At 67.3% G+C, this 15,390-nt stretch carries 11 protein-coding genes; 4 read left to right on the forward strand and 7 right to left on the reverse strand.

Features of this window, described 5'->3' with window-relative positions; genetic code table 11:
- Window positions 1-148 precede the first annotated feature (148 nt).
- From QCD66_RS11850 to QCD66_RS11860, 3 genes are all read right to left on the reverse strand, one after another.
- Window positions 149-898 (reverse strand): aspartate/glutamate racemase family protein, encoded by a 750-nt coding sequence (locus QCD66_RS11850; protein ID WP_375737305.1) that lies wholly within the window; start codon window positions 896-898, stop codon window positions 149-151.
- Window positions 899-1,358: 460 nt separating this feature from the next.
- Window positions 1,359-2,483, reverse strand: coding sequence for an IS630 family transposase (locus QCD66_RS11855; protein ID WP_407567120.1), 1,125 nt, complete (start codon window positions 2,481-2,483; stop codon window positions 1,359-1,361).
- A 567-nt stretch (window positions 2,484-3,050) separates the two neighbouring features.
- The gene (locus QCD66_RS11860; RefSeq protein ID WP_375736798.1) at window positions 3,051-3,374 is read right to left on the reverse strand and encodes a hypothetical protein; all 324 of its coding nucleotides are present in this window, start codon (window positions 3,372-3,374) and stop codon (window positions 3,051-3,053) included.
- A gap of 714 nt (window positions 3,375-4,088) precedes the next feature.
- Between QCD66_RS11860 and QCD66_RS11865 the strand changes: the two genes are divergently transcribed.
- Together QCD66_RS11865 and QCD66_RS11870 are read left to right on the forward strand one after the other, a co-directional pair.
- On the forward strand, window positions 4,089-4,385 hold the full coding sequence (locus QCD66_RS11865; RefSeq protein ID WP_375736799.1) for a polysaccharide deacetylase family protein: 297 nt from the start codon (window positions 4,089-4,091) through the stop codon (window positions 4,383-4,385).
- A gap of 220 nt (window positions 4,386-4,605) precedes the next feature.
- Window positions 4,606-5,475, forward strand: a complete 870-nt coding sequence (locus QCD66_RS11870) for an alpha/beta fold hydrolase (protein WP_375736800.1) — start codon at window positions 4,606-4,608, stop codon at window positions 5,473-5,475.
- 68 nt (window positions 5,476-5,543) lie between these two features.
- On the opposite strand, the gene QCD66_RS11875 is transcribed toward QCD66_RS11870, so the two are convergent.
- The 4 genes from QCD66_RS11875 to QCD66_RS11890 form a co-directional block, all read right to left on the reverse strand.
- Window positions 5,544-5,735 carry an NUDIX hydrolase gene (locus QCD66_RS11875; RefSeq protein WP_375736801.1) on the reverse strand — a complete coding sequence of 64 codons (192 nt, stop codon included), beginning with the start codon at window positions 5,733-5,735 and terminating at the stop codon, window positions 5,544-5,546.
- A 161-nt stretch (window positions 5,736-5,896) separates the two neighbouring features.
- A complete protein-coding gene (locus QCD66_RS11880; RefSeq protein WP_375736802.1) occupies window positions 5,897-8,269 on the reverse strand; it encodes an RNaseH domain-containing protein in 2,373 nt (790 codons plus the stop codon).
- 35 nt (window positions 8,270-8,304) lie between these two features.
- Entirely contained in the window at window positions 8,305-11,520 is a 3,216-nt protein-coding gene (locus tag QCD66_RS11885) for a hypothetical protein (protein ID WP_375736803.1), read from the reverse strand.
- A complete protein-coding gene (locus tag QCD66_RS11890) occupies window positions 11,517-12,518 on the reverse strand; it encodes a hypothetical protein (protein ID WP_375736804.1) in 1,002 nt (333 codons plus the stop codon). The genes QCD66_RS11885 and QCD66_RS11890 overlap by 4 nt, the downstream gene beginning before the upstream one ends.
- A gap of 372 nt (window positions 12,519-12,890) precedes the next feature.
- On the opposite strand from QCD66_RS11890, the gene QCD66_RS11895 reads away from it, so the two are divergent.
- Window positions 12,891-13,685 carry a hypothetical protein gene (locus QCD66_RS11895; RefSeq protein WP_375736805.1) on the forward strand — a complete coding sequence of 265 codons (795 nt, stop codon included), beginning with the start codon at window positions 12,891-12,893 and terminating at the stop codon, window positions 13,683-13,685.
- Window positions 13,672-14,931 (forward strand): helix-turn-helix domain-containing protein, encoded by a 1,260-nt coding sequence (locus QCD66_RS11900; protein WP_375736806.1) that lies wholly within the window; start codon window positions 13,672-13,674, stop codon window positions 14,929-14,931. Before QCD66_RS11895 ends, QCD66_RS11900 begins: the two co-directional genes overlap by 14 nt.
- Window positions 14,932-15,390 lie beyond the last annotated feature (459 nt).

Genomic DNA, 15,390 nt, shown 5'->3' on the forward strand with positions numbered 1-15,390 from the left:
CGGGCACTAGGATCGTAAGGGCGAGGCGCCGTTGAGGCAGGTCGCGCAGGATTTCGGGATCTCCGATACGTGTCTGCAACCGGTGCCTGAAGCTCGCCGATGTCGAAGACAGGATCCATCCTGGTGTCTCGGGCTCCGACGTTCGATCTCAGTTGCCGAGGGATGCGGCGGCCAGCACCTCGGCATAGCGCACGAGCGTCTTGACCGGGTCGATGATCGGAATCGGCACCGTGTCACGGATTGACCCCAGTTGGCCGGACCAGAACGTGCATGCGACGAAGATGGCTTGGGCTTCGCCGTTGCGCCACAGATGTTCGGCGATCGCTGGTCCCTGACCGTGGATGGCTGCGGTCATGTTCTCTCGGACCTGGCCACCGGTGACCCTGGCTTGGGTTTCCTGGTCGTGGAGTGTCGAGGTGACCTCGTCGGCCGGACGGATGACTGGAACCGGAGCGCTCGGGCCGAGCAGGTCGAGTACGCCGTAGTCCCGTGCCAGTCGGCGTATCCAGTTGGCATTTTGAGGAAGGTTCTCGCCCGGGCCTGATGTTACGCCCGGGTACATGACCGAGAACCGACCAAAGGCAGCCGCGACGCGAGACGCCGCTTCGAAAGGGCCGGTGACGGGTGTCGGCACCAACGCCTTCGCCTCGCGCACGCCGGGGTCGGACGCGCAGGCGATGGCGATGGCGTCGAATCCCTCCTCGTGGCCACGGCGGACCGCGGCGAGTAGTGGGGACAGCAGCACATCCTCGGCCGGGATGTACGCGCTCACCGGAAGGGCGGGAAGGTGACGCACTTCGACCTCGGTTGCTGGGGACGCCGCAGCGCGGGCGATGGCGAGATCATGCTCGTTGTGGAGGTCGGTGCCGCTCGGGCTGATGACCAGGATTCTCGGCATGGCGGCTCCTGTCGGAGTGGCTGGAACAGGTAGGGGTGACGACCGTGACCTGTGGGGTGCGGTAGAGCAGATGTTGGCCTCGGTGAGCGGGCGTCTGTACACGCTCGAGCTGGATCACGGCTTGATGATGTCCATGACGACGGTGGTTTAGCAAGACAAAACATTGTTCACTGCTGCGTAAAGTGGGCGGTGTTCGGCGGTATCACCGCCCGCCGCGTAGATCGCCGTTTGCGACAACTCGCTCGAAGGAGGTTGCGCTCGATACGCTGCGTCAAGGACCTTGCTCAAGAGTTCTGCGCGCTCGGTTGCCGTCCCGCGTCGCGAAGCCACTCAGGTACCACCGCCTCGGCAACTTCGACCCACCTACACCGGATACGCCCTGCCCAGAAGCGGTGGCTCGGCGGGCAACTGGAGGCTGGGTGTCGACTACTGCTGTGACCGGAAACGTTGGCCGGGTTGGTCAGGCCGCTGCCCGGTCGGTGGTCTGACCCCAGCGTCGTTGGCGTTCGGAGCGGATGCGGGCGCGTTCGCGGCGTTGGGCGGCCAGGATGTCCGGGTGGCGGGCGTTGGCGTTACGCCAGCGTAGGTAGTTGTGCAGGGCTTGGGTCGCGACCGGGTGGTTGGGATGGTTCGATCCGGCGAGGACGAACATCCGTAGCGGTCCGAAGTGCGCCTCGATCGGGTTGGCCCAGGACGAATAGGTCGGGGTGAAGCACAGCTCGACCTTGTTGCGTGCGGCCCAGGCCCGGATCTTCTTGCCTTTGTGCGCGGACAGGTTGTCCAGGATCACGTAGATCGGGGCGCCGTCCGGCCGCGCCTTGCGGATCGACCTGAGCGCGGCCAGGGTGTTCGCCGCGGACTTGCGGCGCCGCACGACGCCCCACATGGTGTCGTCGCCGACGCTGTAGCAGGCGTGGAACTGCCGCACGCCGTGCAGCTTGTGGTAGTTGCCGGGCAACCGGTCCGGATGCCCGGCCGGCGTCCACGACGCGCCGGCGTGCGGCCTGATGCTCAACGGGCCGAATTCGTCGAAGGCGAAGACCCGGTCCGGGAAGGCGGTGGTCACTGCCTCGATCCGAGCGAGCTTCGCCTCGGCGTTCGGGTCGTTGGTCTCCTTCCAGGTCTTGGTTCGCTGGAGCGTGATGTCGTGCCGGTGCAGGAACTCCCGCAGCCGTTCCCGGCCGACCACCACGCGGCGCGGACCGCGGTTGTGGGCCAGGTAGTCGGCGAGTTTGCGCAGGCTCCACCGGGTGAACGGCTGACCGAGCGCCTGGGGTCTGGTACGGGCCGTCGCGACGATGAACGCTTCGTCGTCTTCACTGATCCGGCGGGGACGGCCACCCGCCCACCGAGGGTCCAGGCAGGCCAGACCGATCTTGTTGAACCGGTGGATGACCTCACGGATCGCATCCTCGTCGCCCTGGACCAAACGAGCGATCGCCGGGACGGTGTTCCCACTGGCCGAGGCCATGATGACCATCGCCCGTCGCAGCCGGACCGGTGATCCCGTCCCACGCCGCACGATCTGTTGTAGTCGCCGACCCTCGTCATCGGTGAGCCGACGCGCCCGAACAGCATCTGCCATCCCGACAGCCTGAACCCCGCCCGACACCGAACCGGTAACGATGACCGGCGTGTCACCCAACCCGGCCAACGTTTCCGGTCACAGCACTACCGCTGCCTCATCGAAAGCCCGCGATGGCCACCACCGGCCCAGGCGCCGGCGGCCCGCGTGGTTGGTGGATTCCGCGGGACCTGACGCCTTCCCCGTGTGGCGCCCCACTGCCGTCGATGCCGTGCGGCGCTCTGCCCACCAAGATCACTCGGCCGACGGCGAACTCGCCTGGTTCCCGGCTGCCGACGGATCCGTACCGGCTGCTCGGGCCGGCGGCGACTGGCTCAACTGCGCCCGCTCGACGGTGTCGCCGACACCGCCGGTCCGCTGCAGGATCTGCCAGCAACCGCTGCATGGGGCTGCGAGGCCCGGCTCAGCGGGTGGAGGCCGCTGTCTCCGCGGCGCCGGTCGGGGCGCGTAGGTCTTGATAGACCTCAGAGAACGTGCCTGTACGTCGACGGTCTCGCGTGGTGGTGGCGAGACGCCGTGTCGCAGGCCGCTGGGGCCACGATGACGCCCGCCGCCCAGGCCAGCGGCTCATAGAAGTCGACTCCCACAACACCCTGCCTCTCCCGCGGATGGCAGCCAATGCGCGAGGTTCAGTACGCCGACCAGGATCACGACCGCACTCAGGTGCCACAGGAAGACGGTGAGCACGACTGTGTTCATCGCGACGACGGCCCGCCAGGGACTGGCACGGCGTAGCCATCGCTCGACCAGCTGGCGGGCGAGCAGGATCAGCCCGAGTTGGCAGGTGGCCAGGGTCAGCAGGGCCAGGGTCAGCGGTGACGAGTTGTCCAACCGTTCGCCGGGTACGGTGATCATGCCGACCGGGTCCGGGCCGACGACGGTGAGCAGCACCAGGTCGATCGCTCTGGCAACCTGCTAGGCCGACGGTTGCCGGTGTCTCGGGTGAGGCGTGCCGGGTGCCGGGGTGCCGGGTCGACCCGTTGTCGCGACCCGGCACCCCTTATCCGCTGGCCGATGAGAACCCGTGGAGGTGCCCGGCCAGCTACCCAACACCAAGCAACGTACCCCGCCCTTCTGGCGCCCGGGACGCGTTTCAGCAGGTCAGACCTACTGCTAGTCGTCACTTGAATCAGCTGCGAGTTTTCCCCTTGGGCTCCAGTCGGCCCGCTGTCCTGGGCCGATCAACCTCATTTGGTGGTTACCCGGGCGTTTCCAGCAACGGTCTTGCTCGTTGAGTGGATGAAGCCGGTGGTGGGTTCGAGGGGGAGCCGCGTGGCAGACGACGAACAAGTAGACGGCAGTCAGCCGCACAACGCCCCACGCATGCGGTCCGCGTCTGCTGCCGCCGGCAACGCTCGTCCCTATCGGACTACAGCGCCGCCGGATCGGCTGCGCGGCAACCGGGCCTCGAATCGCAGCAAAGGGAGGCAATAGGCAGGGTTCTGTCTCAGTACGGCCGAACCGTCAGGCCGGACAAGACCGGGCTGGCGGCATCTTGAGGGCACCGGCGGCGGCCGCAAGCATGGGGGAGTAGTTGGCGGGCTGCGCCCGTTCGGCTCGCTGTCCCCGGCGCATCCGCGTCGGCGGTCCTGGTAGAGCTTCGGCATGTTCGAGCGGTCGGATGTGAGATCGCCCCTGGCCTTCGACGGCGGTCCGTCCACAGATCCACGCCGGCGTTCCCGGCTGTTCGGCGAGACGGATGTCCGGTCGACGTGCTTCCCGCTCGGGCAGATGCTCGACCGGGACGCCGGGCAGAGGCGCGGAATCGTAGCCGCAGCGTCCGAGGCGGTAGTCCACGGGTGGGAGCATCGTTGCCTGCTGTGGCGGTCACCGAGATCGGGGTATGAGGACACCCGCCTGAGCCCGGGATCGGATCGCGGAGGTGACGGGCCGTCACATTAGCCTGATCGTGCCAAGCGCCCGCCGATGCGGCAAAGTCGCAGATCCACTCGCCGTCGTCGCCGAGGTGGCCGACCACGTCGCGGTGTCCATGTCCTGCTCGCTGCCGCATGTTCCCTCGTCGGGACTCGCCTCGTTGTGGACCTGCACCGGTGTTCGGGAGGTGTATGGGCCCTGGGGCTGGGTAGCCCGCGGACCGCGGGTGTCAGCAGAGGGAGCGGTAATGGGTGGCGAGCGGATTCCGGGTTCCTTCACCGAGCAGACTGCGCAGGTCGGCGATGTCGCGATCAACTATGTTCGGGGCGGTCGGGGCAGAACGGTGGTGCTGCTGCACGGCTATCCCCAGACGTGGTACATGTGGCGCAAGGTCTTACCACAGCTCGCCGAGCACCACACGGTCATCGCGCCCGACCTTCGGGGAGCGGGCGGCAGCGACGCCCCGGCAGGAGGCTACGACAAGAAGACCCTCGCCGGTGACGTGTACGGCCTGCTCACCCAGCTTGGCCTCGATGACGAGGTCAGCGTCGTCGGACACGACATCGGGACCATGGTCGCCTACGCGTACGCCGCCGCTCACCGCGATCACGTCCGCAGGCTCGTGCTCACGGAAGCACCCATCCCTGACCAGAGCCTGTACCAGGCCCCGTCACTGACTCCGAAGGGACCCGGCTTCTGGAACTTCGGCTTCTTCAGCCTCCCGAACGGCCTACCGGAACAGATCGTGAACGGTCGCGAGGCCCTCTGGGTCGATCGGTTCACCGATTCGATGGAAGTCCAGAAGACCGGCATCAGTGATGACGATGTCCGCGAGTACGCCCGGCACCTGCAAGACGACGATCACCTGCGAGCCAGCTTCGACTACTTCCGAACACTGCCCCAAGACATCGCCGACAACGCCGAGTACGGCAAGACGAAACTGACCATGCCGGTTCTCGCACTCGGCGCCCGGGCCAGCCTCGGCGAGGCGGTACCCGCCCAGGTCGCGCAATACGCCACAACGGTAACCGGCGGCGTCATAGAAGACTCTGGCCACTGGATCTTCGAAGAACAGCCGACCGAACTCACCGCGCAACTCATGGAATTCGTCCAATAGGTGCGTGGTTGCGCTGGCATCGGCGCGGCCGTTCTGGTCTCGACGGACCGAACCGCGCACGTTCACGCCTAATTAGGCGAACACGTCGGCCAGGGTCCGTAGCCTTCCCGCGACTCGCGCATCAACGCCTGCTCGGCCGTCTCTCCCGGATCGATCTTGCCGCAGGGAAGGCTCCACGGCCGCTCGGTCTCGGTTTCCTGGTTCAGAAGCAAGGTCCGGTCGCTGTCCTCAACCACGATCGCGGTTACGCGCACATCCACCTTCGAACCGTATCCACCCGGCAGGTCGGGCCCCGCGGACGACGCGCCTTGACCTCAAGACCGGTGTCCGGCACCCAGGATCGCAGCGTTCCACCGGTGGCAGATGCGCCAGTCTAGGCCGCTGGCGCGATGTTGGACCGCGCCAGGAGCACCGCTTTCCGTCAGTTCGTGCAGAGATCCGGATGGTCGTTGAGGACCTGGGCGGCGAGATGGACGGGAGCGGGTAAAGAGGTCCGGCCGTCCCAGGCCAGGGGGTAACCGCAGAGCCGGGCGCTGAGCGCTGCGAGCTGCTCACGGCTGAATCCTCCGTGGTCGAGGATGACGAATTCGGTGCAGGTCATGGCATGCCACGGGGTTCTCATGGCGTTGTGGTCTGCGGTGACTTCGAATCTGGTCATGCGGTGGCCGGGGCGTACGCCGAAGTCTTTGGCTTGGTCGCTGCGTGATCGGTTGACGAGGTAGTAGACGTCTGCGGTGCTGTCGGGCAATTGGTACAGCTTGGTGCTGCCGGGGACGAGGGCCGGATCGGTGCCTTGTCGTGCGGCGAGGTCTCGTACGGGCTGGGGGAGCTTACGGCCGGCTGAGATGCCGACGCGGATGACTGCGATGTTGTGTCGGTCGGGCAGGGCCAGATGTGGAAGGTGTCCTGGTTCGGTGGATGCGAGGTTGTTGTTGGGCAGGCCGGGCCAGACGGGGTGCCGTTCGGAGGTGTCCAGGTAGATGATGATGGGCAGGTCGTCGAAACGGGCGCGGAGTTGATGCAGCGCCCGCTCAGCGTAGTCGCGGGCCTGTCCGGAGCGGGTTGCGACGTCGCGATGGTCGAAGCGGGTCAGGACGGTTGCGTGGTGGGCGGCGATGGCGTCGGGCAGTTCGTTCCAGCCGCGGGCGTCGGGATGGTAACCGAGCAGTTGCCAAGGTGCGTCGCTGCCGTCGGTGACGAGTGCTGCCAGGCTGACCATCCGCCGGGCGGGGCGTTGCCGTTCATGGCTGGAGATGCCGACGATGACGCATGGTTGGTGCCCGGTGAAGGGTTTGGCGAAAACCCGGGTGGGCGTAGTTGCGGTGAGGCCGGCTGCGCGGAGCAGGTCGCGTAGGGCGGCTTGCGCCGGGTGATCAACCTTTCCGGGTGCCGGCGCTGAGCCGACGTCCAGGAACTGGCTGACGACGCCCCGCGCAGCGAGCGTTTGACGGAGTTGGGGCTTGGGGTCGTGGGTGCCGCTTCCTTGCGCCGCCCGCTGCTTGTCGGTGTCGAGTAGTGCGATGTGCCGGGTGCCGGGCGGGACGTGCTGGCAGAGTTCGGTGACGAGTTCGACGCGGCGGTCAGGCAAACTCGGATCGAGCAAGGTGGACGGTGGGACGCTGGTGAAGGTGACGGTGAGTGCACCGTCGAGCAGTGTCGCGGTCCTGCCGGTCAGGGCTTCGGGAACGATGTCGAACAGGCCGGTGATGGCGGCTGCGGCCCTGGCGCGCTGGATGTCGTCGGTGTAGACGACCGAAAGGTGCAACGGACGCGTAGCGGTGAGAACGGCTGCGCTGAGAGTGTCGGCACGGTCGTCGCCGGTCGCTGGCGGCGCATCGAGGTTGCGGATCTTGGAATCGGTGAGGGTCAGCGAGTCGGTGCCGAGTCGGGTGGTGGCGTGTTCCAGCAGCGTCTCGAGGAATTTGCGCCCCGGACCGGAGGCGATCGGGTGACGATCGGGCTTGCTGGCATGTCGGGCCCGCAGGCGGGGCTTCGCCTCGCGCAGGTCGGCGGCGGTGAACTCGGTGGGCACGCCGTCGATGGAGAAGGAGTCGGTGAGCTCGGGCAGCATGCCGGTGACCAGGTTGACGTTGCGGACGCGGTCGTATCTCTGGCTCGAGGTGAGGAGCAGGCCGTGCTCGTCGGGGGCGATCCACAGGCTGCGGGCGTTGCCCGGCCAGCCGGTGGTGGCGCTGATGTGCGCGTCGAGGTTCAGCAGAATGCCGGGGTAGCCGGGCAGCGTCATGGGAGTGCAGCTGATGTAGTGGATGCCCTGTTCGCCGCGGGGGTGCTGTTCGGGCAGCGGGTGGTCGTAGGCGACGAGGTTGCCGTCGGTGTCCGGCCGCAACGTGATGTGTTCACCGTTAGGGAGCTTGAACCCGCCTTTGAGGAGTTCGACCGCGTGCCAGGTGGCAACGTCGTAGACCCAGGCGGGTGCGTTGCCGCCGGCTTTGAGGTGGCCGGCGATCTTCAGGGTGCGTGGGTGCAGGTTTTGCAGGTGGGCGGCGAGGATGTTGTCGAACGGCTTGTTGTGCCGGGTGGCGAGTCCTCGCTCGAACGCGGCGAAGAGTCGGCTGATGATGTCCGGGTCGAGCTTCTTGCGGGTCAGCAGCAATGTACCTGCGCCGACAGGGTCCTTGCGGATGGTGGCGTAGTCGCGGGACACGTACCGCAGTGCGAGGGTGAGCTCGCGGTAGGGCAGTTGTTCTGGTTGGCGGGTGTATCGGCGGGTGAGGTCCTGCCAGCTGTCGTTGAGGTCGTTGGTGAACGTGTAGCAGTAGACCGGGCGGGCCATGACGTCGGTGTAGGGGAAGGCGAGAGTTCGCATGGCTAGCGGGTCCTGTCGGTGAGTCCGGCGAAGTCGAGGAAAGCGTCGAGCGTGGTGCCGTATATGGCCTTGACCTGGTCGAGTGCGTTGGTGTCGTGCCAGTGGCGGTGCAGTGCGTGGACGAGGGAGCTGAAGTCGCTGCCGGGGGCGGCGCCGCCGCGGTGGAAGGCGTTGTCGACGAGGTAGAGCGTGGTGTCGGTGCCGCCTCTACGGGCCCGGCCGGCGAGTTGGATCAGGTCGGCCAGGACGTCGGCGAATATCGCTGTTCGGACGTCGGCGGGGAGCCGGCCGAACGCCGGGTTCGAGCGGTTGATCTTTTCGAGGTGTTTGCCGGCGAGGTCGTGGCGGGCGTCTAGTTCGCGGCGGGGGTCCGCGGCGGGGTGGCGGTTGCGACGGGCGTGGGCGCCGGAGTGGGCGACGAGCGCTGCTGGTTCGTCGATGAGTTTGATCGGGCGGACGCAGACCCATATCGAGTCGAGCGCTGAGCGGCGTCCGACGACGATGTTGAGTCCGCGGGCAACTCGGGCGAATGGGGAGATGAGCACGTCGCGGCCGGTGTCCGGGAAGGCGCTGAGCCTGGTGGCGGGTAGTGCTAGCACGTCGTCAGGGATCTGCAGATCGTGTGGTCCGTCGGTGGGTACGGCGATGGCGATGCGGGTTCGGTGGGCGCCGCCGCGGATCAGGCCCCGGCACAGTTCGACGCCCTGCTCGTAGGAGTTGGTGACGAGGAGGACTCGGGCCCGGTCGCGGCGGTGCGGGTGCTGTTGGAGGTTGGTGAGCCGGGGCTCGAGCGTCTGTTCCCACAGAGCAGCGCCGATGTCGCCCAGGAGTTGTGCTTTGCGGTTGCGGGCAGCGCCGGAGATGGTGATGCCGCGGTTGGTGGCGTCGTTGACGGCGGCGTTGCTGACCGTCAGTTTCCCGGTTCCGGCGGTGGCGTCGTCGGGGTAGTAGCAGGCGACCTCGGCGTGTACGTGGGTCGTGGGCGCGCCCGGAAGGTGGGCGGTTGCGGACATGCCCAGCACGATGCGCGGTGTCCCGGTCAGGGCGGGTGCGGTCGTCATTCCCAGTTCCGCGGTGTAGGCGTGTGGATCGCCGGAGATGATCTCGGCGTTGAGCTGCCGTTCGCTGGGATCGTTCTGGTCGCCGGTGACGGCGAATCCGAATACTGCCCGGCCGATCGGTCCTTCGGGGGTGGCCTGCCAGGCGGAGCCGCGGTCGAGGGCGGCTTCGATGTCGTCGGCGAGGCGCATGCCGCTGTCGCGCATGAGCGGCAGGAGCCGTTCCAGCTCGGCGAGTCCCTGTTGCAGTTCACCGAGGAACGCCCGACGCAGTAGGAGATGCGCAGTCTGCAGCGGGTCGGCCACGGTGATGTCGGGGAGCTTGCCGAGCGCGTCGATGACGTCCTGACGGCGCTGGTCGATCCGGTCGGCGTCGGGATGGTCGGACACCACCAGCCGCAACTGCTGACGCAGCGTTGCCCACCCGTCGGGAAGGTCAGCGGGGTCGAACACAGTGAACAGGCCGCTGAAGTGTTCGAGCTGGTCATCGCTGGGGCGTTCCTCCAACTCGTCGAGACCACAGAGCCGGCATGCGAGCAGGTTGTCCCAGCGTCGGGGTAGATGCAGGCGGGCCTGACGGGATCCGAGCGGGTCGCGTGGATCGATGAACTCGTTGACGACCGCGGCCAGATAGCGTTCGGAGAGAAACTCCAGCCGGTGGATCACCCGCTGGAAGTCCAGCTCGAGGTCACGAGGTACGTGTCGGGAGAACACCTGCGCTTGGCGCTGCTCGTCGAGCTTGGCGAGCAGGAGCCGTTGGGTGTCGCGTCGGGCCAACACGAGGGTGCGGCCGGACCGGCTGACCGCGTGCGCTTGGAAGGCGTCGACTTCATCGATCATGACGACGCTCGCCCGGCGCATCAGGAACGCCTGGGCGCTGATGCGGCCGTGGAGTTCACCGTTGACCATGACCGGCACGGGGAGCGAGCCCTGCTGGAAGTACGCGTGGTTGGTGACGATGATTCGCGCGGGGCCGGCAGCCTGCCGCCAAGGTGCCCACTTCTGACACACCCCGATCAGCGGGCAGCGGTGCCGTCCTTCCTCACCCGGCTCCTGCAGATCGGTGCACGGTTCCTGCCCCGGTTGCCAGGCCGCGCCGTTGTCGGCGGGCAGCAGGCAGGAGTACCCGATCTCCTGCCAGGTCCACCGAGTTCGGACAGGATCGTCGTTGGCGTCTTCGCTGCGGCGGACCGCCACATCGATCAGGCGGCGTGACGACATCAACGCGGTGACCGGCAGGTCCGGACGGCGCAGTGCGGTCAGGTCGCTGCGGATGTCAGCGACCAGGGCAAGAGTGCTCTCGATGTCCGGGGCCAGTAGCACCGGTACGTGGCCCTGCTCCGCCAAGTGCGTGGCGGCGACCCGCATCAGGATGCTCTTACCTGAACCGGTGGGCGCGATCGCGAGCGTCAACGGACCCGCCGGGAGCCTCAGCCGCTGGAGTGGGTGACCGGCTGGGCTGCGCAGCCCTGTGGTGAACGACTGCAGCGCGTCGAACAGGCTGAACGACGCACCTGCACGGGCGTCGTCGATCCGTTTGGCCGTTGCGCGCAGTTCATCCATGTCGAGGACGAGGTGCTGCGGAGCGGGCGTGTCGAGGACCTCGATCGGCGATGGCTGCGCCACCGCCGCCGGGATTTCGGGAATCTGGTAGGTATTGCGCCGGTACTCTTCCCGACCGGTACCGGTGAGAAAGACCGACGAGTTGTAGGTCCGTCCTGCCTGCGCCGCTGGTGGTGCCGCCGGCGGCGACGTGGCAGCATCCAATTCGGCCAACGCGGCGCTCAACAGCTGTTCCACGGGCACGCCGTCAATGACCTGCAGCAGGTCTCCGAACGGTGTGTATCGGGGCGAGCGACCGTTGCGAAGATGCACCGCGAGGCTCACTCGGAAGCCACCTTCGGTCGCCAGCCTGCGGGGGCGAAGGGCCAGCAGCCGGTCGATCATGTGCCGATGCTCGGGGGACAGTCCGTCCCGCCAGCGGTCCCACACACCCAACTGCCCGGACAGCAGGAAACGGGCATCGCGCGGGTCGACGGCGGGAGAACCGTCGTAGGTGGTGGTCGGCAGCAGGCACTCGGCGAGGCCGAGCGCGAGGCGAAGCGACGGACCGGTCAGCTGCTGTGCCGGTGCACTGCGGTGTCGGGGGCGGCCGGTCACGCACCCACCGCCTTCGCCACCGTCTTGAGGAAGACGGCCGACGTCATCGCAACGGTCCGGCGGGTGCCGAGGTGCCGCCGTAGCCGCTCGTTGAGGACACCAACCTGGCTGCTTCGATAGTCTGGCACGACGATCACGACCGAGGGGTCGCGCACGGCATCCTTCCTGACCAGTTCGGTGACGAGCCTCGCCGGGTCGGCGTAGTCCTTCACATCCACCCGCCACGGCAGCCGGCGGCGACCCGCTTGCACGTGCAGGTCGTAGCGGTCGGTGAAGGGCCAGAGCGTCACCGACACGTCCGGCATCACCGAGAGCAGCCGGTACAGCCGGAGTTCCTCGCAGCCGGGGATGACGGAGTACCGCCATGCTGGCCGGACCAGGCACACATGGCTTTCCACAGTGGCGGCCTCGATCGCGTCGGTGCCACCCAGGTCGGTCACCCGCTGGTGATTCCACGCCCCGACGGCAGGCCGGCGGCCTTTCGGGGTCCGCACTGTGACAGGTCCGCCAAGGGCCTTGTCGTGCGGCGGGTACAGGCAGGCGACCCGCCCGAGTTGTACCGTCATCGGGTAGCGGCACACGGGGCAGCCGAACCAGTACCGCTCGCCTTCGTGCAGGACCCAGGCCCAGGCCGGAATCTGCTCGACCAGCCCTTCGCGGGGCAGCCCGGCGGCCTTGATCGCGTCGAGCACGATGTGCATCACGCCAGCGGCGTTGTCGATGACGGCCTTGCGGGCTCGGCGGTAGCCCTCTTCGCTGCCGGTGTTGAGCATCTGCCCGTACAGCCAGCCCTGTACCTTCTCCGCGCCCAGCTGAGGGATCGACCATCCGGCGACGTCCTGGGGGGCCAGCGACGGTGCAAGGTTCTCCATCAGCAGGTCAGCCGCCGCCGGTGACAACTGGTCCTGCTCGACGAGCGGGACGTCGTCGCAGTCCTGTCGCAGGGAGGCGGGCAGCAGCGGCGCGAGCGGTCCGGTCAGCCCGTCGACGAACTGCACCAGCGACGGCATCTGCTCGCCCCTGATGAGATGGGCAATGCCGACCAGACCGTGCAGCTCCGTGACCCGCCGCCACCGCTGACCGACCGGATCCGCTGAGGTCCACACGTTCGCGGCGTGCGTCACCGCGGTCACGGTCGCGTCGCGACCGAACCGCTGTATGCCAAGTGTCATCTGTCCCCCCGGTCCGGCGCTGCACGCTGCCGTACGCCGCTGCGGCGCAGCCGGACATGTTGTGCGATCGAAGACCGCGACTGCGTCAGCGCCTGCGCTGACGGTAGACCCCCACGACACCAAAGTGTCGCTCTTTCGCGAAAAACTAAAGCACGAGTGCTATGGTTTTGCCTAGAGGTAAAGTCAGGAGGTAGCCCGATGGGACGTCAGACCAAGCCGGCCGCGTGGGCGACGTCGATGTTCGGCGCTCAGCTCGCTGCGGAACTGATGGTGGGACTTCCCGCTGCCATTCATGCCGCTGTAGCGCGGCAGATGGACGGCCACGACGTCGTCGGCCTGTCCTCCCGGCACGCCTTCGGCGGGGGCTGGCCCGCCCGCTACGAAGAACTCGCCTCCCATCTCGGCGAGATCCCCGATGCGCAGCTGGTGCGCCCGTTCGGCAAGAGCTACCACGTCGTTGTCGTCAACAATGTGGTGATCCTGCCCGTCGAGTACGCCAAAGACCTCGCCACCGCGTACGACAGCCCTCAAGCTCTGAGAAAGATCAACAAGACTGCGCTCGAGTTGGCCCGGCAGTTCGGTCCTGAGCCTTCGCACACGCAGCCTGTCCTCGACGGGTTCGAACCCGGCGGCGACGTCACCGAGGTGGCACCCGACCTCCTGCAAGGTCTCCAACCGGCCGGTATCGTGATCGTCTACTACGCCGCCCACGAGCGGCGAGGACTGCTCACCATCGGATGGGGTCAGATCAGCGTGAACTCCCACGGCACAGCACAGTGGGTCACCACCCAGCCACTGCCCCTGCCGACCGCCAGCCCCATCCCTGGCCTGCAGGTCCTCACGAACCCCCGTCCGTCGAAGCGCACCCCACGCTTCGACGATGGGGAGCTTGCCGCTCCGCTGATCAAGCCCCGCACGGCAGCCGAACGGGCCGGGCTGACCCCACCACCAGGCAACGAACCGAACCAGCAGCGCAGCGATGTCCAGGACTGACGAACCTGACGGCCTGTTCTCGGTAGCCGATGCCAAAGACGTCCTACCGGACGGATCCGCCGTTGCCGTCGCTCGCTCGTTCGACCCGGCCCGGCTGACCCAGGCCCGCCAACTCGCCGGCCTGACGAAAAAGGAACTCGCCGAGCGAACCGGCGTCAGCGCAGCAGCAATCGGGCAGTACGAGGCCGGCACCCGGCCCGGCCCGGACATACTCGCCGCGCTTGCCGACCGGCTCGGCTATCCGGTCGCGTTCTTTCAGATCGGCCGGCCCTACGCCCGACTCGACGCGTCCGCCGCCCACTTTCGGCATCTTCGTGAGACAAGGGCATACCAACGCGCCAAGGCGGTCTCCTTCACCGAACAGGTGTGGGAACTGATATACGCGCTCGAACGTCGGGTCGAACTACCGCACGTCGACCTGCCCGGCTTCGCCGGCGGGGAAATCACGCCAGGTACCGGCCTGCCGACCGACCCGGTGCAGGCCGCTCGCGGCCTACGACGCCTGTGGGCATTGGGCGTCGGCCCAGTCCCACATCTGGTCAGAACGCTCGAAATCCGCGGCATCGTCGTCGTCCACGCTCCCGCAGACGGCGACTTCCGGACCGTGGACGCGTTCTCCACCTCGCGCCTGCCACGACCCTTCATCGTGATCAGCCGCGACCGCACCACGGACGTCTACCGGCACCGGTTCACCACCGCCCACGAACTCGGCCACCTGGTCCTGCACGCAGATGCAATCCCCGGAGACCCCCGCCAGGAGCGCGACGCCGATGCCTTCGCCGCCGAGTTCCTCACCCCCCGCGACACCGTCGTACCTCAGCTACCGACCCGGGTGAACTTTCCTACCTTCGCCGAACTCCAGCGGACGTGGGGCGTGTCCATCAGCAGCCTGATCTACCGCTGCCGGGAAATCGGTCTGTACACCGACACAACCGCCCAGCGCGCATACCAACGGCTGAATCAGATGAAACCCGAGCCGGAGCCCATTGAAGGCTTCCCCGGCGAACAGCCTAGCCTGCTCCGCAAGGCGCTCGAGCGGGCAAGCGAATACGGCCTCACCGTGCCGGACCTTGCCACCGAACTACGGTGGCCCTTGACCAGGGTTCGCCAACTACTCGGCAGTACAGACCAACGCCCGACCCTGAACCTCGTCCCCGGCGGCCGTACAGACAGCCTCCCGGCCCGCCCCGGAGCATTCCCATCGCGGCATCTGCAGGTGGTTGCTTCGAACCCAGAGGACCAGTGACATTGCCCGCCACCGCGCATGCTGTCAGCTTTGTCGTCGAAGGTGCCGATTTCGAGTTCGACGGTGACGCGGTCGGTCATGAGGTGTAGGGCCATCTTGTCGTCCGGTGAGCGACGGGTCGCCAAGCAGCCACTCGAACCTGTGCTGTCGCGCCGCCTGTTCGCCCAGCACGTCGTCGCAACCCGGGTTCCACAGATAATCGGGGTCCTGCGACACCGGTGATCGCGCGATCCGTGTCACTAGGGATTCTCGGCTCTTCCGCTAGACCGCAACGCCCTGACCAGCGACAGGACCCGCAGACGTGTCGCAGGACCCGGATTATCTGTGGAACCCGGGTCCATACGCTGCGTGGTTTTCGAACCACCGCGATTCGCTGCCTGGTCAGCACCGTCGACCCGCTCATGCTCGACGACTAGGGAGGCATCTACGGCGGCCGGCACCGCATCCAGGCGATGATCG

The sequence above is a fragment of the Polymorphospora sp. A560 genome (genome assembly GCF_045781765.1).
Lineage (GTDB): Bacteria > Actinomycetota > Actinomycetes > Mycobacteriales > Micromonosporaceae > Polymorphospora > Polymorphospora lycopeni.